Source organism: Klebsiella planticola, from assembly GCF_000783935.2.
Classification (GTDB): Bacteria; Pseudomonadota; Gammaproteobacteria; order Enterobacterales; family Enterobacteriaceae; genus Klebsiella; species Klebsiella planticola.
Genome location: NZ_CP026047.1, coordinates 2,177,663 through 2,198,303, shown reverse-complemented (window position 1 = coordinate 2,198,303; position 20,641 = coordinate 2,177,663). Strand labels below are relative to the sequence as shown.

Genomic DNA, 20,641 nt, shown 5'->3' with positions numbered 1-20,641 from the left:
CTCCTTAATTGATCAACGTCCTGCCAGGCGAAGTGGCGCTGGCGGTTTGGGCGGTCTCTCCGCGCGGTGCCGACTGAAGCGGATGTTGCATAAAGTAGTTACGCAGGCCGTTATAAATGGCTTCGGCAATCTGCTGCTGATAATTGTCGCTGCCTAACAGGCGCTCTTCTCCGGTGTTGCTGATAAAGCCGGTTTCCACCAGGATCGACGGAATATCCGGCGAGCGCAATACGCCAAGGCTGGCATGCTCAGGGCGGCGTTTGTGCAGATCGCCCACCCGCTGCAGCTGGCTCAATACGTTTGTCGCCACATCATAGCCAACGCGCTGTGAATGACCGAACTGTAAATCCAGCACCGCCTGGCTCAGGTAAGGGTCCGACTGGCTGTTCGCCAGCACATCGCCCGCGCCGCCCAGCAGTTCAGACTGCTTCTCATGCTGCTCGAGCCAGCCCGCCATCTCGCTGTTCGCACGACGGTTGGACAGCACCCATACCGACGCGCCGGTGGCATCGCGATTCGGTGCCGCATCGGCGTGAATGGACACCAGGAAGTTAGCATTCTGCTTACGCGCCACGTCAGAACGCCCCATCACCGAAATAAAGTAATCCCCATCGCGGGTCAACACTGGCTTGAATAGCGGATCGGCATTTAACAGCGCGCGCAGTTTGCGAGCGATGGCAATCGTGACATTCTTCTCTTTGGTGCCGTTCGGTCCAATCGCGCCAGGATCCTGTCCACCGTGACCGGCATCAATGGCGATAATCACCTTATCATCCGACGCCACCGCACGGCTTACCGGGCGCGTCACGCTCTGGCTGCTGGTCATCGCCGTTTGTCGTTCGCTACCGGACGATTTGAACGGATTCCGTGCGGGCTCAGCCGGGCGTACAGGCTGCACGACAGGGGCTTCTACCCGTTTGGCTACCACCGGCGGCGGCGGTGGAGGCGGAGCATCGGCGTTAATGGTGAAAACCACGGTGTAGTTTGAGCCATTTTGCTGCTTCACCGCGCGCGTTTTACCATCTTCCGTCAGATCCACCAGCAGTCGCAGAGTCTGGGTATCCTGCGGCGTTCCCGCCCGAATGCTTTTCACCAGATTGTTGCCGCTGAACAGCAGCGGTAGCCCCTGAAGCGCGCCGCTCTGCTTAATATCCAGCGCCACGGTACGCTTGCCCTGTGGAGTGAACGAATATTCGGGATCGCCGATAAAGCTAATCGTAATACGGGCCTGCTGATCTCCATTTGCAACCTGGATATCGGATAAACTTGCCGCAGTGGCCTGAATGCTAAACAGCATCAGCGTCGCGGCCAGCCAACTGGTTATGCGATAGATCATCCCGTTATCCTTCAGGCTAAACGCGTCAATATAGACTCACCCAATGCAGAGACCGCCGTAACGCGCGCCTCACGCCCTTGTGCCTGATATGCAAGATGGATTTCGACATCCGGCTCAGGCAATACACCCGCACCTTGTTGAGGCCACTCCACCAGGCAGATGGCATCATTAGCAAAATAATCACGGATCCCCATAAACTCGAGCTCTTCAGGGTCCGCCAGACGATACAGGTCAAAGTGGTACACCATCAGATGATCGAGCGTATAGGGCTCCACCAGCGTATAGGTCGGGCTTTTGACATTCCCGCGATGGCCGAGCGCGTGTAAAAAGCCGCGGCTGAAGGTCGTTTTCCCCGCCCCTAAATCGCCATACAGATAGATGACCGTCGCGCCAGTACAGGCCTGCGCAATACGGTCACCAAGGTCTAAAGTTGCCTGCTCATCGGCTAAAGGAATCACTCGGTTCATCATGGTTCAGGTCAATCACATCCGGGTTAACAACACGCCTGAGCGTGGAAAAGAGATCGGTCGCCAGCATCCCGCGGCTGCCATAGCGGGCAGCCAGTCGGTCAGCGGCTTCGCCATGCGCCACGCAGCCGGCGCAGGCGGCATCATACGGCGTCAGCCGTTGTCCTGACAGTGCGGCGATAATACCGGTCAGCACATCGCCCATTCCGCCGCTGGCCATCCCGGCATTGCCGGCATCGATAATGCCCATCTCGCCTGCTTCGCTGGCCACCACCGTGCCCGCGCCTTTCAGCACGACCACGCCTCCGTAACGTTTTACCAGACGTTGCGCAGAAAGTAAGCGATCGCTTTCAATTTCTGCCACGTTACAGTTCAGCAGACGGGCGGCTTCACCGGGGTGCGGCGTCAGCACACGATTGTGACGTTTATCGGGATTGATTGCCAGCAGGTTCAACGCATCCGCATCCCATACCATCGGCTTGCGGCAATCCCACACCTGACGCAGCGCCTGGGCTCCCCATTCGTTTTGTCCAAGGCCGGGGCCAATCGCCACCACATCGGCCCACTGCAGGCTGTCATCAACACTCTGCGTCGTCAGCTCGTGGACCATTAATTCAGGCCTGGCGGCGACGATAGGGGCAATGTTTTCTTTGTGAGTGAGCACTCGCACCAAACCCGCCCCCGCCCGTAACGCCGCTTCACCGGCCATGCGGATAGCGCCAGCGGTACCGCGATCGCCACCGATAATCACCAGCTTACCGTGATCGCCTTTATGCGATGTCGGACGTCTTGGAGGGAGCCAGTCGGCCAGCTGTGACGCATCGAAACGCCGCAGCGGCACCGTCTGCGCAGCCAACCAACTTTCGAGTCCCAGCGCGTGGTAGTACAGGCGGCCAACCACATCCCGGGCTTTGCCCGTCAGCAGCCCGGGCTTGAGGCCAATAAACGTGATCGTGCAGGCCGCATCTATCACCGCCCCAGGGGTGCTCCCGGTTTGCGCATTGAGTCCCGAGGGAATATCCAGCGCCACAACCGGCGCAGGATGCGCATTCGCACGCTGGATTAAGGTCGCGATGTTCTCCCGCGGAGCGCTATGCAGCCCGGTGCCAAGAAGCCCGTCGATAATGAGAGAAATATCCTGTGGCCAGGGGATATCTGCGGCGTGAATGGTTCCACCGGCGTTCAACCACGCATCACGCGCGGCGCTGGCTTCTTCCGGCAGCGCTTTCTCGCTCTCGAGTGCCAGCAGCGTGACGGCGATGCCGTCGGCCTGCGCCAGGCGCGCCACCACGTAGCCATCACCACCGTTATTGCCATGACCGCAGAGGATCAGCCAGTGCTTGCTGGCAGGGTAGTCGGCTCGCGCCCGCTGAAAAGCCGCTTCCCCGGCCCGTATCATCAGCTCAAACAGCGTCAGGCCCAGACTGTCCGCCGCCGCTTTTTCCGCGCGCCGCAGCGCATCTGCAGGCCAGATGAAGTGTGGTATACTCACAGGGTTTTTCGTCATCGTATGGTCCATCATGTCTCAGCCCCTCGATCTCAATAAGTTAGCGCAGCAAATCAAGCAATGGGGCACTGAACTGGGGTTCCAGCAGGTCGGGATTACCGATACCGATCTCAGCGCCAGCGAACCTAAACTGCAGGCATGGCTGGATAAACAATACCACGGCGAGATGGAATGGATGGCGCGTCACGGAATGATGCGCGCCCGTCCCCATGAGCTTCAGCCCGGTACGTTACGCGTGATCAGCGTGCGGATGAACTATCTTCCCGCCAACGCCGCTTTTGCCCGCACCCTGAAAGATCCCACGCTGGGTTACGTCAGCCGTTATGCCCTTGGGCGTGATTATCATAAACTGTTGCGTAACCGCCTGAAAAAACTCGGAGAGATGATTCAGGAACAGTGTGCTTCGCTCAATTTTAGACCGTTTGTCGATTCTGCGCCCATTCTGGAGCGCCCTTTGGCGGAAAAAGCCGGACTTGGCTGGACCGGCAAGCACTCGCTGATTCTCAACCGCGATGCCGGATCGTTCTTTTTCCTCGGCGAACTGCTCGTTGATATTCCGCTCCCCATCGACAGTCCGGTGACGGAGGAGTGCGGCCGTTGCGTGGCCTGCATGACTATCTGCCCCACCGGCGCAATTGTCGAACCTTATACCGTGGATGCCCGCCGCTGTATCTCCTATCTGACCATTGAGCTGGAAGGCGCCATTCCCGAGGAGTTTCGCCCGCTGATCGGCAACCGCATTTACGGCTGCGATGACTGCCAGTTGATTTGCCCGTGGAACCGCTTCTCGCAGTTAACGGACGAAGCGGATTTCAGCCCGCGTAAAGCGCTGCATGCGCCGCCGCTGGTAGAGCTGTTTGCGTGGAGCGAAGCCCATTTTCTCAAGGTGACGGAGGGTTCTGCCATTCGCCGCATCGGTCATCTGCGCTGGCTACGGAATATTGCCGTTGCATTGGGCAATGCGCCCTGGGATGAAGCGCATCTGACGGCGCTGGAAAGTCGCCGAGGTGAGCACCCACTACTCGATGAACACATTGAGTGGGCGGTGGCGCAGCAAATCGACAAGCGCAATGCCAACGTGGTTGAAGTGCAGTTGCCGAAGAAACAGCGTCTGGTCCGGGTGATTGAGAAAGGGTTGCCGAGGGATGCCTGATTCATTCACAGGCTGTGAATAAAAACAAAAATACATTGCGTTTCAACACGCAGACGTTCGTCAAGTGATCGAATTAACACTTTGAAATGAAATTTATTTGTTAAATATCAAATAGATAGATTGATATCATTCAACAAGTGAAGTTTTTCAACGTCAGGCGGAAAGAGTTTAACCTGTGGATAACTCTGTTTACAGTATTTTTCTTACGACAGCGGAAAGCATCCCTGGTGCGATTTTGCACTGTGGATAAACTGGAGATGAGAAGAAATTTTGGAGCGGGAAACGAGACTCGAACTCGCGACCCCGACCTTGGCAAGGTCGTGCTCTACCAACTGAGCTATTCCCGCTTGGGTATGGTGACTTTCAAATTTTGGAGCGGGAAACGAGACTCGAACTCGCGACCCCGACCTTGGCAAGGTCGTGCTCTACCAACTGAGCTATTCCCGCTTGGGTATGGTGCTTTCAAATTTTGGAGCGGGAAACGAGACTCGAACTCGCGACCCCGACCTTGGCAAGGTCGTGCTCTACCAACTGAGCTATTCCCGCATACTTCTTGCCATATTTCTACGGCGCCGTGATGTGCATTTCTGCTTCGTCACGGGAGGCGCATTATACGAGAATTCGATTTACCTGCAACCCCCCTGCGAACACTTTTTTGCGTTTTTTGTCTGAATGGACATTTTATCGCCAGACATGCCGCCAAATTGTACAAATAAGCATCGGACAAGGCAAAATAACTTTTTCCAGCCGTGCTAAAGGCGCAAAATCGCTCAGATTTCCGGGTCGCGATACCCGCTAACGGTCAACAACCATGACAAACAGGGAAATTCAGATGACAAGAGCGCTTTCCGTCCTGCTGCTGACCACGCTGCTTGCTGCAGGGACAGCATCTGCGACGACGCTGCATTTCGGCACCACGACGGCCAATCCGCCCTTTGAAACCGTGAATGCGAAAAACCAGCCCTCAGGGTTTGATATCGATCTGGCCAAAGCGCTGTGTAAACAGATGCAGGCCGAATGCAAATTTACCCCGCAGGACTTCAATACGCTGATTCCCGCGCTGCGCTTTAAAAAATTCGATGCCATCATTGCCGGCATTGAAGTCATCCCCATGCGCGAAAAGCAGGTCGCCTTTACCCAGCCCTATCGTCAGACGCTCTCCGGCGTGGTCGTGACGGAAAAAGGGGCCGCCCACCGCTTCGCCGATCTGAAGGGCAAGAAGCTCGGCGTCGTTAAAGGCACCGTCCATCAGCACTATCTGCACGATAAACAAAAAGGGGTCGACGTCATCGAGTATGACAATGAGGCCAGTGCACTGGCCGCGCTGAAAGAGGGGAGCGTGAATGCGGTAATGGGTGACCAGACCACCCTCGACCCGTGGCTGCAGGAGAATCCTGACTACGCCATGATGGATGAACGAGCGACCGACCCGAAATATTACGGCAAGCAATATGCCATTGCGCTACGTAAAGACGATCCGGAGCTGCTCAATGCCATGAATGCTGCGCTGGAGGTGGTTAAGGCGTCGCCTGACTTCCAGGCGATGGAACAGAAGTGGTTTAAATAAGAGAGCAACGCCGGGGCCATCTGACCCCGGCGCTGGTATTACAGCTTGATAAAGTTCTCGCGATAGTAAGCCAGTTCCGCTACCGACTCGCGGATATCATCCATCGCCTGATGGGTGCCCTGCTTTTTAAAACCATCAAGGATTTCCGGCTTCCAGCGGCGCGCCAGCTCTTTCAGCGTGCTGACGTCGAGGTAGCGGTAGTGGAAATAAGCTTCCAGCTCAGGCATATATTTGAACAGGAAGCGGCGATCCTGACCAATGCTGTTGCCGCAGATAGGCGATTTGCCCGCCGGCACCCACTGTTTAAGAAATTCGAGGGTCGCCAGTTCCGCTTCGCGATCGCCCAGGGTGCTGGCCTTAACGCGTTCGACCAGCCCGCTCCCGGTATGCGTGCGCACGTTCCACTCATCCATCAGCGCCAGCTGCGCGTCGGACTGGTGAACCGCAATCGTCGGCCCTTCCGCCAGAATATTCAGGTGCGCATCGGTCACCAGAGTGGCGATTTCAATAATGCGATCGCGCTCAGGATCCAGCCCGGTCATTTCGAGATCGATCCAAATCAGGTTGTTTTCATCTGCACTCATGCTATTTTCCACCCATAATTTTACAATTCTGGCCCGTAAAACTTCAGGATGCAGGCAAAGCAACGTACCAGCATCTTGCAAGATGACGGGTCGATATTCATCTTAGATAGCGTGTATCATAGAGGTTTTGCCCACTTAGGGCGACCAGGAGCCAGTCCGATTGAGTAAAAATAAACTCTCCAAAGGCCAACAGCGCCGCGTGAAGGCCAACCACCAGCGCCGCCTGAAAACGACTTCGGAGAAGGCCGATTACGATGACAACCTGTTTGGTGAAACCTCCGAAGGGATCGTCATCAGCCGCTTTGGCATGCATGCCGATGTCGAATCCGCCGACGGTAGCGTTCACCGTTGCAATATTCGCCGCACAATCCGTTCGCTGGTGACCGGCGATCGCGTCGTCTGGAGACCAGGTAAAGATGCCGCCGACGGCGTCAATGTGAAGGGGATTGTAGAGGCGGTACACGACCGAACCTCCGTCCTGACCCGTCCGGACTTTTACGATGGCGTCAAACCCATCGCCGCCAATATCGATCAAATCGTCATTGTTTCCGCGATCCTGCCCGAGCTGTCCCTGAACATTATCGACCGCTATCTGGTCGCCTGCGAGACGCTGGACGTTGAACCGCTGATTGTGCTCAATAAGACCGATCTGCTGGATGCCGACGGCATGGCCTTCGTTAACGAGCAGATGGATATCTACCGCGGCATCGGCTATCGCGTGCTGATGGTTTCCAGTCGTACTCAGGATGGCCTCAAGCCGCTTGAGGAAGCGCTCACAGACCGCATCAGTATCTTTGCCGGGCAGTCCGGGGTAGGCAAATCCAGCCTGCTGAATGCGCTGCTGGGTCTGCATGAAGATCAGATCCTGACCAATGACGTCTCTGACAACTCAGGACTTGGCCAGCACACCACCACCGCCGCGCGCCTCTATCACTTCCCGCACGGCGGCGATGTCATTGACTCCCCCGGCGTTCGCGAATTCGGCCTGTGGCACCTGGAGGCGGAACAAATTACCCACGGCTTTGTCGAATTCCATGATTATTTAGGCCGTTGTAAATATCGCGACTGCAAGCACGATACCGATCCGGGCTGCGCCATTCGTGAAGCGGTAGAAAATGGCCACATCGCCGGGAGCCGTTTTGAAAACTATCACCGCATTCTGGAAAGCATGACTCAGGTACAGGTAAAAACGCGTAAAAGCTTTTCATCATCCGATGACTGACATTTAAGCTGAGCATCGTTAGAATCGTCCCCTTTTTTCAGGACCCCGCACGTTGACGGGGTCAGGAACGACAAATCATGGCCTGGAGGCTACCTTGTTAAACGATCTTAAACTTTCACTGCAATACATTCTGCCTAAACTGTGGCTCACCCGCCTCGCAGGCTGGGGTGCGAGCAAACGAGCGGGTTGGCTGACAAAGCTGGTCATCGATCTGTTCGTGAAATGCTACAAGGTCGATATGAAAGAGGCGCAAAAGCCTGATACCGCCAGCTACCGCACCTTTAACGATTTCTTCGTGCGCCCGCTGCGCGAAGACGCCCGTCCGCTGAACACCGATCCTAACGTGCTGGTCATGCCTGCCGATGGCGTCATCAGCCAGCTGGGCGCCATCGAAGATGACAAAATTTTGCAGGCCAAAGGCCACAACTACACCCTGGAAGCGCTGCTGGCAGGGAACTACCAGATGGCCGATCTGTTCCGCAACGGCACCTTCGCCACCACCTACCTGTCGCCGCGTGACTATCACCGCGTCCACATGCCGTGCAACGGTATCCTGCGTGAAATGATCTACGTCCCGGGGGATCTGTTCTCCGTTAACCACCTGACCGCACAGAACGTTCCGAATCTGTTTGCCCGTAACGAGCGCGTTATCTGCCTGTTTGATACTGAATTTGGCCCGATGGCGCAAATTCTGGTGGGGGCGACGATTGTTGGCAGCATTGAAACCGTGTGGTCCGGTACCGTGACCCCGCCGCGTGAAGGCGTTATCAAACGCTGGACCTGGCCGGCGGGCGACAGCGAAGGTTCCGTCGCGCTGCTGAAAGGCCAGGAGATGGGCCGCTTTAAGCTCGGTTCGACGGTAATCAACCTGTTTGCCCCGGGCAAAGTGAAGCTGGTTGAACAGCTGAAAAGCCTCTCCGCCACCCAACTCGGCCAGCCGCTGGCAACTGCCGTAGAGACCATGTCCGCGACCGCAGATGGCGTCAGCCCACTGAGCGACGCGACGCAAGACGAAGGTTAATTCCTGACAAAAAAGGGTTATGCCGTGCGCCTGATATATATTTTCCTGCTGGCCTGGAGCCTCAGTCTGGGGGCGTACGCAGCGACAGCCCCCGATGCGAAACAGATCGCTCAGGAACTGGAACAGGCGAAGGCGGCAAAACCCGCTCAGCCTGGTACCGTTGAAGCCTTACAATCTGCACTGAACGCGCTCGAGGAACGCAGCGCCTCCCTTGAGCGCGCGCGCCAGTACCAGCAGGTAATCGATAATTTCCCCAAACTTTTCCAGACGCTGCGTTCGCAGATCGGCAATCTGCCCGATGAGCCGCGCCAGGTCTCAACCAACCTCTCCACGGATGCGCTGAACCAGGAAATCCTGCAGGTCAGCAGTCAGCTGCTCGAAGCCAGCCGCCAGGCCCAGCAGGAGCAGGAACGCGCCCGCGATATCGCCGATTCGCTTAACCAGCTTCCGCAGCAGCAGAGCGACGCGCGTCGCCAGCTCAATGAAGTTGAGCGCCGCGTCGGCACGCAAACCAGCAATACGCCGCTGGCACAGGCGCAGAATCTTGGTCTGCAGGCGGAATCTGCGCGCCTGAAAGCGCTGGTGAACGAACTGGATCTGGCACAGCTCTCGGCGAACAATCGTCAGGAGCTGTCGCGGATGCGCGGCGATCTGGCGCAGAAGCAGGGCAAGCTGCTCGACGGCTATCTGCAGGCGCTGCGCAATCAGCTCAATAGCCAGCGTCAACGTGAAGCGGAAAAAGCGCTGGAAAGCACCGAGCTGCTGGCAGAGAACAGTGAAAACCTGCCGCCGGAGCTCGTGGCCCAGTTTAAAGTCAACCGTGAGCTGTCACAGGCGCTGAACCAGCAGGCCCAGCGTATGGATCTGGTGGCCTCGCAGCAGCGTCAGGCGGCCAACCAGACGCTGCAGGTGCGCCAGGCGCTGAATACCCTGCGCGAACAGTCGCAGTGGCTGGGCTCCTCCAACCTGCTGGGCGAAGCCCTGCGCGCCCAGGTAGCTCGTCTGCCGGAAACGCCGAAGCCGCAGCAGCTGGATACCGAGATGGCGCAGCTCCGGGTGCAGCGTCTGCATTATGAGGATCTGCTCGGCAGCCAGCCGCAGCTGCGTCTGATTCGCCAGGCGGACGGCGAGCCGCTCACCAGTGAACAAAGCCGCATTCTGGAAGCACAGCTGCGCACGCAAACCGAGTTGCTCAATTCGCTGCTCCAGGGCGGCGATACGCTGATACTGGAGCTGACCAAGCTGAAGGTCTCCAACGGTCAGCTGGAAGATGCGCTGAAAGAGATCAACGAAGCAACGCACCGCTATCTGTTCTGGACGTCGGACGTCAGCCCAATCGGTTTTTCGTGGCCGCTGGAAATCGTCCACGACCTGCGCCGCCTGGTCTCTCTCGATACCGTCAGCCAGCTTGGCAAAGCCAGCGCCATGATGTTAACCAGCAAGGAGACGCTGCTGCCGCTGTTTGGCGCGCTGATCCTGGTCGGCTTCAGCATCAGTTCGCGCCGCCACTTTACCCGCTTCCTCGAACGCTCCAGCGCCCGCGTCGGCAAAGTCACGCAGGATCATTTCTGGCTCACGCTGCGTACGGTGTTCTGGTCGATTCTGGTGGCCTCTCCCCTCCCCGTGCTGTGGATGACGCTGGGCTACGGCCTGCAATCGGCATGGCCCTATCCGCTGGCGGTGGCGATCGGCGAAAGCGTCACCGCCACGGTGCCGCTGCTGTGGGTGGTGATGATTTGCGCCACCTTTGCGCGTCCGAACGGCCTGTTTATCGCGCACTTCGGCTGGCCGCGCAGTCGCGTCAGCAAAGCCATGCGCTACTACCTGATGAGCATCGGCCTGATCGTGCCGCTGATTATCGCGCTGATCATGTTTGATAATCTTAACGACCGGGAGTTTTCCGCTTCGCTCGGCCGCCTCTGCTTCCTGCTGATTTGCGGGGCGCTGGCGCTGGTCACCCTGAGTCTGAAGCATGCCGGGATCCCGCTTTATCTCGATAAAGCCGGGAACGGCGATAACATGGTTAACCGCATGCTGTGGAACCTGCTGCTCGGCGCGCCGTTAATCGCCATGCTGGCGGCGGCGATCGGTTATCTGGCCACCGCCCAGGCGCTGCTGGCAAGGCTGGAAACCTCCGTTGCTATCTGGTTCCTGCTTCTGGTGGTCTACCACATCATTCGCCGCTGGATGCTGATTCAGCGCCGCCGGCTGGCCTTCGATCGCGCGAAACATCGACGGGCGGAAATTCTCGCTCAGCGTGCTCGCGGGGAAGATGACGTCGCCCATTCCAGCAGCCCTGAGGGTTCCGCGGAGAACGAAGTGAGTGAAATCGATCTCGATGCGATCAGTACGCAGTCCCTGCGTCTGGTCCGTTCGCTGCTGATGTTGATCGCGCTGGTCTCGGTGATCGTTCTGTGGTCAGAAATTCACTCCGCCTTCGGCTTCCTCGAAAATATCTCGTTGTGGGATGTCACCTCGACGGTGCAGGGCGTTGAAAGTCTGGAGCCGATTACCCTCGGCGCCGTGCTGATTGCCATTCTGGTGCTGATTATCACCACCCAGCTGGTGCGAAACTTACCGGCGCTGCTGGAGCTGGCGATTCTGCAACACCTCGATCTCACCCCGGGGACCGGGTATGCCATCACCACCATCACCAAATATCTGCTGATGCTGATTGGCGGCCTGATGGGCTTCTCGATGATTGGGATTGAATGGGCCAAGCTGCAGTGGCTGGTCGCCGCCCTCGGCGTAGGGCTGGGCTTTGGTCTCCAGGAGATCTTCGCCAACTTTATCTCCGGCCTGATCATCCTGTTTGAAAAACCGATACGTATTGGCGATACGGTCACGATCCGCGATCTGACCGGCAGCGTCACCCGCATCAATACCCGCGCCACCACCATCAGCGACTGGGACCGTAAAGAGATTATCGTGCCTAACAAGGCCTTCATCACCGAGCAGTTTATCAACTGGTCGCTCTCTGACTCGGTCACCCGCGTGGTGTTAACCATCCCGGCGCCAGCGGATGCCAACACCGAAGAGGTCACGCAGATCCTGATCGCCGCCGCCCACCGCTGTTCGCTGGTGATCGATACGCCGGCGCCGGAAGCGTTCCTCGTCGACCTGCAGCAGGGGATTCAGATTTTCGAGCTGCGTATCTACGCCGCCGAGATGGGGCATCGTATGCCGCTGCGTCACGAGCTCCACCAGCTGATTCTGGCCGGCTATCGTGAACACGGTATCGATATGCCGTTCCCGCCGTTCCAGATGCGTCTGGAAAGTATTGATGGCAGAAAAAGCAGCCGGGCGCTGACATCAGCCGGGAAATCCAGCCGCACGGCGGGGAGCCTGTAACACCCATCGCGCCTAGACGGCGCGATATCCGTTAGCCTGTCCCGCGCTTCCCTTAGCCCGTTCGGTAAGGGAAGCGGCTGGGCATCAGGCGCGATCGACGGTAAAGGCAATCACTTCGCTGATGCTTTCGGCGCCCAGCGCCAGCATCACCACGCGATCGACTCCCAGCGCCACGCCGGAACAGTCCGGCAGTCCGGCGGCCAGCGCATCAAGCAGATTCCGATCGATAGGCTGCTGCGGCAGACCGCGGGCCGCACGTTTGCGGTTATCCTGCTCGAAACGCTGCTGCTGTTCACGCGCGTCGGTCAGTTCGTGGAAACCATTCGCCAGCTCAATGCCTTTGTAATAGACCTCAAAGCGCTCCGCCACGCGGTGATCTTCGGTGCTGATTTGCGCCAGAGACGCCTGACTGGCCGGGAAGTGATAGACAAAGGTCGGGCGATCTTTACCAATATGCGGCTCGACGCCCATGGTAAACAGCAGCTGCAGCAAGGTATCCCGGTCTTCTTCCGTATCGGCAATATTGCTCAGATCGAGCTTCGCCGCCGCTTCACGCAGCTGCGTCTTATCGGCCGACAGCGGATCAAGCTCAAGATGACGCAGGAACGCCTGCTGATAAGAGAGGCTTTCCGCCGGCTGGCACTCCAGCACCTGCTGAAGCAAGTCATCGACTTCGTTAATCAGCCGATACATGTCATAGCACGGACGATACCACTCCAGCATGGTGAATTCCGGATTGTGGTGACGCCCCATCTCTTCATTGCGGAAGCTACGACACAGCTGGAACACCGGGCCACAGCCCGCGGCCAGCAGGCGCTTCATATGGTATTCCGGGCTGGTCATAAGATAGAGATCCATCCCCTGCGAATAGCCAGGGCCGACGAAACGGGTCTGGAACGGAAACATGTGAATATCCGTCACCGTTGCCTGACTCATGCAAGGCGTCTCCACCTCCAGCACGCCGCGATCGCTAAAGAAACGGCGAATTTCCGCCATTATCGCCGCGCGTTTCAACAGGTTTGGAATGGACGCGCTCGGCTGCCAGGTTGCCGTCTCGCTCATGTTACTTTCTCCGATTTCATACAAGGGCACGAAGTCTACTCGTAACCGTCGGGTGAAACAAATTTTGTGCGAACCGGCCCTCCGGTGACCTACGGAAAAGGTACTGCCGAAGAGAATTCATCACCAGAGCTGATAAACCGGCGCACATATTGACAAAAAAATCGAACACATCAATTTTCCCCATCAACCCTACGGCTATACTCCTTTACCTATAAAGGAGCAGTGATACTTTTTCGCCAGTCCGGCGGCGAAATACACAAAAACTGGAGGAATGTCGTGCAAACTTTTCAAGCCGATCTTGCTGTTATTGGCGCTGGCGGAGCTGGTCTTCGCGCCGCTATTGCCGCGGCGCAGGCAAATCCACATGCCAAAATCGCACTGATTTCAAAAGTCTATCCCATGCGCAGCCATACCGTTGCGGCCGAGGGAGGTTCTGCTGCCGTTGCACAGGATCATGACAGCTTTGAGTACCATTTTCACGACACTGTCGCCGGTGGCGACTGGCTCTGTGAACAGGATGTCGTCGATTACTTTGTCCACCATTGCCCGGAGGAGATGACCCAGCTTGAGCAGTGGGGATGTCCGTGGAGCCGCCGTCCGGACGGTAGCGTCAACGTGCGCCGCTTCGGGGGGATGAAAATCGAACGCACGTGGTTTGCCGCCGATAAGACCGGCTTCCATATGTTGCATACCCTGTTCCAGACCTCCCTCCAGTTCCCCCAAATCCAACGCTTCGATGAACATTTCGTCCTCGACATTCTGGTCGACGATGGTCAGGCCCGTGGCCTGGTGGCGATGAATATGATGGAAGGTTCGCTGGTGCAAATCCGCGCAAATGCGGTGGTTATGGCGACCGGCGGCGCGGGACGTGTCTATCGCTATAACACCAACGGCGGCATCGTCACCGGTGACGGTATGGGCATGGCGCTGAGCCATGGCGTACCGCTGCGCGATATGGAGTTTGTCCAGTATCACCCAACCGGCCTGCCCGGTTCCGGCATTCTGATGACCGAAGGCTGTCGCGGCGAAGGCGGTATTCTGGTCAACAAAAATGGCTACCGCTACCTGCAGGATTACGGCATGGGTCCGGAAACCCCGCTGGGTGAGCCTAAAAACAAATATATGGAGCTCGGTCCGCGCGACAAAGTCTCCCAGGCCTTCTGGCACGAATGGCGTAAAGGCAACACCATCCCGACGCCGCGTGGCGACGTGGTCTATCTCGACCTGCGTCATCTCGGTGAGAAAAAGCTGCTCGAACGCCTGCCGTTTATCTGCGAGCTGGCCAAAGCCTATGTCGGCGTTGACCCGGTGAAAGAGCCGATTCCGGTCCGTCCGACCGCACACTACACCATGGGCGGCATTGAAACCGACCAGCAGTGTGAAACGCGGATTAAAGGCCTGTTCGCGGTTGGCGAATGTTCTTCCGTCGGTCTGCATGGCGCCAACCGCCTCGGCTCCAACTCGCTGGCAGAACTGGTGGTATTTGGCCGCCTCGCCGGTGAACAGGCGATGACGCGCGCTGCACAAGCCGGTGAAATGAACGTTGCGGCGCTGGACGCGCAGGCTGCCGATGTAGAAAAACGTCTGAAAGATCTCGTCAATCAGGAAGGTAACGAGAACTGGGCGAAAATTCGCGATGAAATGGGGCTGTCGATGGAAGAAGGCTGCGGTATCTATCGCACGCCGGAGCTGATGCAGAAAACCATCGATAAGCTGGCGGAGCTGCAGGAGCGCTTTAAGCGCGTGCGCATTACCGACAACTCCAGCGTCTTCAACACCGACCTGCTCTACACCATCGAACTGGGCCATGGCCTGAACGTTGCCGAATGTATGGCGCACTCCGCTATTGCACGTAAAGAGTCACGCGGCGCGCACCAGCGTCTGGATGAAGGCTGCACCGAACGAGATGATGTCAATTTCCTCAAACATACGCTGGCTTTCCGCGATGCGGATGGCACCACGCGCCTGGAGTACGGCGAGGTGAAAATCACCTCTCTGCCGCCGGCGAAACGCGTATATGGCGCAGAAGCGGAAGCAGCCGAGAAGAAGGAGACGGCAAATGGCTGAGATGAAAAACCTCAAAATTGAAGTGGTGCGCTACAACCCGGAAGTGGACACCGCCCCGCACAGCGCGTTCTATGAAGTGCCTTATGATGAACAAACCTCGCTGCTCGACGCGCTGGGTTATATCAAAGATAACCTTGCGCCGGACCTCAGCTATCGCTGGTCCTGCCGCATGGCGATCTGCGGTTCTTGTGGGATGATGGTCAACAAAGTGCCGAAACTGGCCTGTAAAACCTTCCTGCGCGAATACACCAAGGGCATTAAGGTTGAGGCGCTGGCCAACTTCCCGATTGAGCGCGATCTGGTGGTCGATATGACCCACTTTATCGAGAGTCTGGAGGCCATTAAGCCCTATATCATTGGCAATCCGCGCACACCGGATCAGGGGCCAAACAAGCAAACCCCGGCGCAGATGGCCAAATACCATCAGTTCTCCGGCTGTATCAACTGCGGCCTGTGCTACGCCGCCTGCCCGCAGTTTGGTCTTAATCCGGAGTTTATCGGCCCGGCGGCCATCACCCTCGCCCATCGCTACAACGAAGACAGTCGCGACCACGGCAAGAAGGAGCGCATGGCGCAGCTTAACGGTCAGAACGGCGTCTGGACCTGTACCTTCGTGGGCTATTGCTCGGAAGTCTGTCCGAAGCATGTCGATCCGGCAGCCGCCATTCAGCAGGGCAAGGTAGAAAGCTCGAAAGACTTTCTTATCGCGACCCTGAAACCACGCTAAGGAGTGCATGATGACGACTAAACGCAAACCCTACGTGCGGCCGATGACGTCCACCTGGTGGAAAAAACTGCCGTTTTATCGCTTCTATATGGTGCGTGAAGGAACCGCAGTGCCAACGGTATGGTTCAGTATCGTGCTGATTTACGGTCTGTTTGCCCTGAAGCATGGCGCAGAAAGCTGGGCTGGCTATGTCGGCTTCCTGCAAAACCCGGTGGTGGTGGTCCTGAACCTGATCACCCTGGGTGCCGCGCTGCTGCACACAAAAACATGGTTTGAGCTGGCGCCGAAAGCCGCCAATATCATTATTAAGGGTGAAAAAATGGGGCCAGAGCCGGTGATTAAAGGGCTTTGGGTGGTGACCGCGCTGGTGACCGTGGTGATCCTGTTTGTTGCCCTGTTCTGGTAAGGAGGCTGTAATGATCAATCCCAACCCGAAACGTTCCGATGAACCGGTATTCTGGGGGCTGTTTGGCGCAGGCGGTATGTGGGGCGCGATTGTCGCGCCGGTCATGGTGCTGCTGGTCGGTATTCTGCTGCCGTTAGGCCTGGCGCCGGGCGATGCATTCAGCTACGAGCGCGTACTGGGCTTTGCCCAGAGCTTTGTGGGCCGCGCCTTTATCTTCCTGATGATCGTCCTGCCGCTGTGGTGCGGGCTACACCGTATCCATCACGCCATGCACGACCTGAAAATTCACGTTCCGAATGGTAAATGGGTCTTCTACGGCCTGGCCGCGATCCTGAGCGTTGTGACGCTGATTGGCGTGTTATTCATTTAACCTCCCTGCAGCCCGGTAGCATTCTGTTATCGGGCTCTCTTTTGCAGAAAATATCCCCGCTTTTCTCCAGATAGAATCTACACTTAGCTAAAAAGCCAGCAAGGAAAATGCTATGCGTGTGCTGCCCATTATTGCGGTTGTTGCCGCCTCGTTTCTGGTTGTTGCCTGTAGCACGCCAACGCCGCCACAAGGCGTAACGGTGGTCAGTCCATTTGATACCCAGCGCTATCTCGGCACCTGGTATGAAATAGCCCGCTTTGACCATCAGTTTGAAAGTGGCCTTGAAAAAGTGACCGCCACCTACAGCCTGCGCGATGATGGCGGACTGGATGTGGTGAACAAAGGCTATAACCCCGATCGGGGCATGTGGCAGAAAACCGATGGCGTGGCCTACTTCACCGGCCAGCCGACCCGTGCCGCGCTGAAAGTCTCCTTTTTCGGCCCTTTCTACGGCGGCTACAACGTGATCGCCCTGGATAAAGATTATCGCTACGCGCTGGTCTGCGGGCCAGACCGCGATTATCTGTGGCTGCTGGCCCGCTCGCCAAAGGTCTCACCGGAAGTGAAACAACAGATGCTGGACATCGCCACCCGACAGGGCTTCGACGTCAGTAAACTTATCTGGGTTAACCAGCGCTATTAGTCAGTGCGCGCTGATTTTCAGCCCGATAATACCGACAACGATACACGCCAGGCTGGCAATACGCATGGCGCTGGCGGACTCGCCCAGCAGGACGATCCCGGTGATCGCCGCGCCTACTGCGCCTATTCCCGTCCAGACCGCATAGGCGGTGCCGACGGGCAGCGTTTTCATCGCCCATGACAGTAGCGCCATGCTGAGCACCATAGCCACAATCGTGATCACGCTTGGCAGCAGGCGACTAAAACCGTGGGTGTATTTCAGACCAACCGCCCAGACCACTTCCAGCAGACCGGCGATAAATAAAACGAACCAGGACACAGGACCCCCTTGATGGGGCCGTCCCCGAATGCGATACGCTTACAGGTCGTCCCGTAAGGTGTGGATGAAAGCACAGAGATTATAACCAGCAGAACGTACGATGGAAAGAACGGTACGGCCAGTCACCGTACCGTCAGGGTCTATTGCTGAGCTTTTGTCGCAGCCCCAGAAATGGCACTGCCGCCTTCTGAAATATCCTGACCCACACCACGTGTTGTATTACATGCGGTCAGCACAGAAGAGAGGGCCAAAACCGTAAAGAACGCTGCAATTGCTTTTTTCACCATAATATCATCCTTATTACCAGTTTTAGTTATCGTGCCCTATAAGCATAGACAACCTGACCCAGGATGGCGGAATCTCAGCGTTTTTTAAGAGAAAAGGAGTGAATTAGCGGAAGGTGTAAGCGAAACGGTACAGCGAAGCGGTGATCAAAGCAAAAGATCGGGCCAAAAGGCGTTTAGCTGACCGCACGCGAAATCGCATGCCCCAGCCCCTGGATGTCTTCGCCAACGCCGCGGGCGGTATTGCATCCGGTAAGCAATATTGCGCTCAGAGAGAGCACCAGCAGAAGTTTTATCGCGTTGTTCATCTTCCCTGCCTGCGGTTAATGAGCTGCTGTTTCCTTAACGGCTATTCTCTTGAGGGCTATAGCAGGCGCAGCACGCTGCTGCGCCAACCCTCTATGGCATGAATTACTTCACGCGGGATACGTATTCGCCAGAGCGAGTATCCACTTTGATGACTTCGCCAATCTGAACGAACAGCGGTACTTTAACCACTGCGCCAGTAGACAGCGTCGCCGGTTTACCGCCGGTACCTGCGGTATCACCTTTCAGGCCTGGATCGGTTTCCACGATTTCCAGCTCAACGAAGTTCGGCGGGGTGACGGAGATAGGCTGACCGTTCCACAGGGTCACGATGCACTCAGCCTGATCCAGCAGCCATTTTGCGTTATCGCCTACGGCTTTCGCATCGGCAGCCAGCTGCTCGAAAGTGGAGTTGTTCATGAAGTGATAGAACTCACCGTCGTTGTACAGGTAAGTCAGGTTCATATCAACAACGTCTGCGCCTTCGGCGGAATCGGTAGATTTGAAGGTTTTCTCTACGCGAGTCCCGGTCAGCAGACGGCGCAGCTTAACGCGGGCAAAAGCCTGGCCTTTGCCTGGTTTTACGAATTCACTGGCTTCAACGGCATAAGGTTCGCCGTCCATCATGATTTTAAGACCGGCACGAAAATCGTTGCTATAGTAAGTCGCCATAAGGCCCTCTAAATTTGTTAATTGGTAGCTAAGCCACAAAATGGCGCATATTGTAACCCTAAATACCCCATCCAGAGAAGATTGGTTAACGCAACTTGCAGATGTTGTGACCAGTCCCGATGAACTGCTGCATCTTTTAAATGTAGACGCTGATGCGAACCTGCTGGCGGGACGCGAGGCAAAACGCCTCTTCGCCCTGCGCGTGCCGCGGGCATTTATCGCCCGTATGGAGCCGGGAAATCCCAACGATCCCCTGCTTCGTCAGGTACTTACCTCACAAGATGAGTTTATTTCAGCGCCGGGTTTTTCCACCGATCCGCTGGAGGAACAGCACAGCGTGGTACCCGGTCTGCTGCATAAATACCGCAACCGGGCGCTGCTGCTGGTCAAGGGCGGCTGCGCGGTAAATTGCCGCTATTGTTTCCGCAGACACTTCCCTTATGCCGAAAATCAAGGCAATAAGCGTAACTGGCAGGCGGCGCTGGAGTACATTGCCGCGCACCCGCAGCTCGATGAGATTATTTTTTCCGGCGGCGACCCGCTGATGGCGAAAGACCATGAGCTGGACTGGCTGCTCACTCAGCTGGAAGCGATTCCGCACATTAAGCGTCTGCGCATTCACAGCCGCCTGCCCGTCGTCATCCCGGCGCGGATTACCGATGCGCTGGCCGCACGCTTTGCCAGCTCATCGCTGCAGGTGCTGCTGGTCAACCATATCAACCACGCCAATGAGATTGATGCCGATTTCCGCGCTGCGATGGCGCGCTTGCGTCAAGCCGGTGTCACGCTGTTGAATCAAAGCGTTCTGCTGCGCGGCGTCAACGACAATGCGCACACGCTGGCCGCTCTGAGCAATGCCCTGTTCGATGCCGGCGTCATGCCTTATTACCTGCACGTGCTGGATAAAGTCCAGGGCGCGGCCCATTTTATGGTCGAAGATGAAGAGGCCCGCGCCATCATGCGTGAGCTGCTGACGCTGGTTTCAGGGTATATGGTGCCAAGACTGGCGCGGGAAATCGGCGGTGAGCCAAGTAAGACACCGCTGGATTTGGGCTTAAAACAACATTCGTGAAAAGGTCTGCCGGGGAAAAGCTGGCAGACCGCCGATTCACAGACTGACTGAACGCGTGGAGATCGCCCGGGCCCTCTGACCATCGACGGCAGAGGCCCGGAATCAAATCAGTTCGGGCACTTATAGACCTGGCCGTTCATTTCGCTATCGGTTGGCACAAAGCTCGACAGCAGATTCTGCGTCGGGCTGCTCACGCCATAAATCACGTTGCCGCCCATCGCCGCAGCCTGGTTGCGCAGCGCGTTAGCTGCGCCACGCATGGAGCCGCCTTCATCACCGTTCTGCCCGGACAGCCAGTTGCTCTGCTTGCCCGTCGCGGTCCCCAACAGCTGGCAATCCGCACCCGGCTTATCTTCAACAAAGCGTACGCTCTGTCCGCCTGAGCTCAGTTCGTTGCTGGAACTGCAACCCGCTAACAATAATGCTGCGCCGACAATCCCTGCTAAATATCTTACCTGCATGTTATTCCCCATGATCAATGAGCTGGACGCGCTGGCCCGGATGTA

General features: G+C 57.1%; 21 protein-coding genes and 3 tRNA genes. 11 read left to right on the top strand and 13 right to left on the bottom strand.

The window, feature by feature from the left end; genetic code table 11:
* Positions 1-4: 4 nt before the first annotated feature.
* From amiB to nnr, 3 genes are read right to left on the bottom strand one after another with little or no spacing between them, the layout of a single operon-like run.
* Entirely contained in the window at positions 5-1,336 is a 1,332-nt protein-coding gene (gene amiB, locus MC50_RS10670) for an N-acetylmuramoyl-L-alanine amidase AmiB (RefSeq protein ID WP_032697148.1), read from the bottom strand.
* Positions 1,337-1,347: 11 nt separating this feature from the next.
* Positions 1,348-1,806, bottom strand: a complete 459-nt coding sequence (gene tsaE, locus MC50_RS10665; RefSeq protein WP_032689837.1) for a tRNA (adenosine(37)-N6)-threonylcarbamoyltransferase complex ATPase subunit type 1 TsaE — start codon at positions 1,804-1,806, stop codon at positions 1,348-1,350.
* The gene (gene nnr, locus MC50_RS10660; protein WP_162180054.1) at positions 1,775-3,310 is read right to left on the bottom strand and encodes a bifunctional ADP-dependent NAD(P)H-hydrate dehydratase/NAD(P)H-hydrate epimerase; all 1,536 of its coding nucleotides are present in this window, start codon (positions 3,308-3,310) and stop codon (positions 1,775-1,777) included. Before nnr ends, tsaE begins: the two co-directional genes overlap by 32 nt.
* Positions 3,311-3,323: 13 nt before the next feature.
* Here nnr and queG point away from each other — a divergent pair, with 13 nt between their 5' ends.
* Positions 3,324-4,463: a tRNA epoxyqueuosine(34) reductase QueG gene (gene queG, locus MC50_RS10655; RefSeq protein ID WP_032697146.1), complete on the top strand. Its 1,140-nt coding sequence runs from the start codon at positions 3,324-3,326 to the stop codon at positions 4,461-4,463.
* A 271-nt stretch (positions 4,464-4,734) separates the two neighbouring features.
* On the opposite strand, the gene MC50_RS10650 is transcribed toward queG, so the two are convergent.
* From MC50_RS10650 to MC50_RS10640, 3 genes are all read right to left on the bottom strand, one after another.
* Positions 4,735-4,810, bottom strand: a tRNA-Gly gene (locus tag MC50_RS10650).
* A 24-nt stretch (positions 4,811-4,834) separates the two neighbouring features.
* Positions 4,835-4,910 (bottom strand) — tRNA-Gly (locus MC50_RS10645).
* 23 nt (positions 4,911-4,933) lie between these two features.
* Positions 4,934-5,009, bottom strand: a tRNA-Gly gene (locus tag MC50_RS10640).
* Positions 5,010-5,295: 286 nt separating this feature from the next.
* Here MC50_RS10640 and MC50_RS10635 point away from each other — a divergent pair.
* Positions 5,296-6,030, top strand: coding sequence for an arginine ABC transporter substrate-binding protein (locus MC50_RS10635; RefSeq protein ID WP_047663816.1), 735 nt, complete (start codon positions 5,296-5,298; stop codon positions 6,028-6,030).
* A gap of 38 nt (positions 6,031-6,068) precedes the next feature.
* Here MC50_RS10635 and orn read toward each other — a convergent pair whose 3' ends face one another.
* Positions 6,069-6,614: an oligoribonuclease gene (orn, locus tag MC50_RS10630; protein ID WP_004857009.1), complete on the bottom strand. Its 546-nt coding sequence runs from the start codon at positions 6,612-6,614 to the stop codon at positions 6,069-6,071.
* Between the two features lie 160 nt (positions 6,615-6,774).
* On the opposite strand from orn, the gene rsgA reads away from it, so the two are divergent.
* The 3 genes from rsgA (at position 6,775) to mscM (ending at position 12,208) form a co-directional block, all read left to right on the top strand.
* Positions 6,775-7,836, top strand: coding sequence for a small ribosomal subunit biogenesis GTPase RsgA (gene rsgA, locus MC50_RS10620; RefSeq protein ID WP_032697143.1), 1,062 nt, complete (start codon positions 6,775-6,777; stop codon positions 7,834-7,836).
* Positions 7,837-7,930: 94 nt separating this feature from the next.
* Positions 7,931-8,857, top strand: coding sequence for an archaetidylserine decarboxylase (gene asd / locus MC50_RS10615; RefSeq protein WP_032689844.1), 927 nt, complete (start codon positions 7,931-7,933; stop codon positions 8,855-8,857).
* A 24-nt stretch (positions 8,858-8,881) separates the two neighbouring features.
* Positions 8,882-12,208 carry a miniconductance mechanosensitive channel MscM gene (mscM, locus tag MC50_RS10610; RefSeq protein ID WP_032689845.1) on the top strand — a complete coding sequence of 1,109 codons (3,327 nt, stop codon included), beginning with the start codon at positions 8,882-8,884 and terminating at the stop codon, positions 12,206-12,208.
* A gap of 84 nt (positions 12,209-12,292) precedes the next feature.
* Here the strand turns inward: mscM and epmA are convergent, their stop codons facing one another.
* Positions 12,293-13,270: an elongation factor P--(R)-beta-lysine ligase gene (epmA, locus tag MC50_RS10605; RefSeq protein ID WP_032689847.1), complete on the bottom strand. Its 978-nt coding sequence runs from the start codon at positions 13,268-13,270 to the stop codon at positions 12,293-12,295.
* Between the two features lie 276 nt (positions 13,271-13,546).
* On the opposite strand from epmA, the gene frdA reads away from it, so the two are divergent.
* The 5 genes from frdA to MC50_RS10580 all read left to right on the top strand — a co-directional run bounded on the left by frdA (position 13,547) and on the right by MC50_RS10580 (position 17,483).
* Positions 13,547-15,337, top strand: coding sequence for a fumarate reductase (quinol) flavoprotein subunit (gene frdA / locus MC50_RS10600; RefSeq protein ID WP_032689848.1), 1,791 nt, complete (start codon positions 13,547-13,549; stop codon positions 15,335-15,337).
* A complete protein-coding gene (gene frdB, locus MC50_RS10595; protein ID WP_032689849.1) occupies positions 15,330-16,064 on the top strand; it encodes a fumarate reductase iron-sulfur protein in 735 nt (244 codons plus the stop codon). The genes frdA and frdB overlap by 8 nt, the downstream gene beginning before the upstream one ends.
* A gap of 10 nt (positions 16,065-16,074) precedes the next feature.
* Complete coding sequence (gene frdC, locus MC50_RS10590; protein ID WP_032689850.1) at positions 16,075-16,470, top strand: fumarate reductase subunit FrdC; 396 nt, start codon at positions 16,075-16,077, stop codon at positions 16,468-16,470.
* A gap of 10 nt (positions 16,471-16,480) precedes the next feature.
* Positions 16,481-16,840: a fumarate reductase subunit FrdD gene (frdD, locus tag MC50_RS10585; RefSeq protein WP_032689851.1), complete on the top strand. Its 360-nt coding sequence runs from the start codon at positions 16,481-16,483 to the stop codon at positions 16,838-16,840.
* Between the two features lie 112 nt (positions 16,841-16,952).
* Positions 16,953-17,483, top strand: coding sequence for a lipocalin family protein (locus tag MC50_RS10580; RefSeq protein WP_032689853.1), 531 nt, complete (start codon positions 16,953-16,955; stop codon positions 17,481-17,483).
* Here the strand turns inward: MC50_RS10580 and sugE are convergent, their stop codons facing one another.
* The 4 genes from sugE to efp form a co-directional block, all read right to left on the bottom strand.
* The gene (sugE, locus tag MC50_RS10575) at positions 17,484-17,801 is read right to left on the bottom strand and encodes a quaternary ammonium compound efflux SMR transporter SugE (protein WP_032689854.1); all 318 of its coding nucleotides are present in this window, start codon (positions 17,799-17,801) and stop codon (positions 17,484-17,486) included.
* Positions 17,802-17,941: 140 nt separating this feature from the next.
* Positions 17,942-18,088, bottom strand: a complete 147-nt coding sequence (gene ecnB / locus MC50_RS10570; RefSeq protein ID WP_004097935.1) for a lipoprotein toxin entericidin B — start codon at positions 18,086-18,088, stop codon at positions 17,942-17,944.
* Between the two features lie 173 nt (positions 18,089-18,261).
* The gene (locus MC50_RS10565) at positions 18,262-18,393 is read right to left on the bottom strand and encodes an entericidin A/B family lipoprotein (RefSeq protein ID WP_032689855.1); all 132 of its coding nucleotides are present in this window, start codon (positions 18,391-18,393) and stop codon (positions 18,262-18,264) included.
* A 103-nt stretch (positions 18,394-18,496) separates the two neighbouring features.
* Positions 18,497-19,063 (bottom strand): elongation factor P, encoded by a 567-nt coding sequence (efp, locus tag MC50_RS10560; protein WP_004856970.1) that lies wholly within the window; start codon positions 19,061-19,063, stop codon positions 18,497-18,499.
* A gap of 40 nt (positions 19,064-19,103) precedes the next feature.
* On the opposite strand from efp, the gene epmB reads away from it, so the two are divergent.
* A complete protein-coding gene (epmB, locus tag MC50_RS10555; RefSeq protein WP_004856965.1) occupies positions 19,104-20,135 on the top strand; it encodes an EF-P beta-lysylation protein EpmB in 1,032 nt (343 codons plus the stop codon).
* A 107-nt stretch (positions 20,136-20,242) separates the two neighbouring features.
* On the opposite strand, the gene MC50_RS10550 is transcribed toward epmB, so the two are convergent.
* Complete coding sequence (locus MC50_RS10550) at positions 20,243-20,596, bottom strand: DUF4156 domain-containing protein (RefSeq protein WP_004856962.1); 354 nt, start codon at positions 20,594-20,596, stop codon at positions 20,243-20,245.
* Positions 20,597-20,641: the final 45 nt, after the last annotated feature.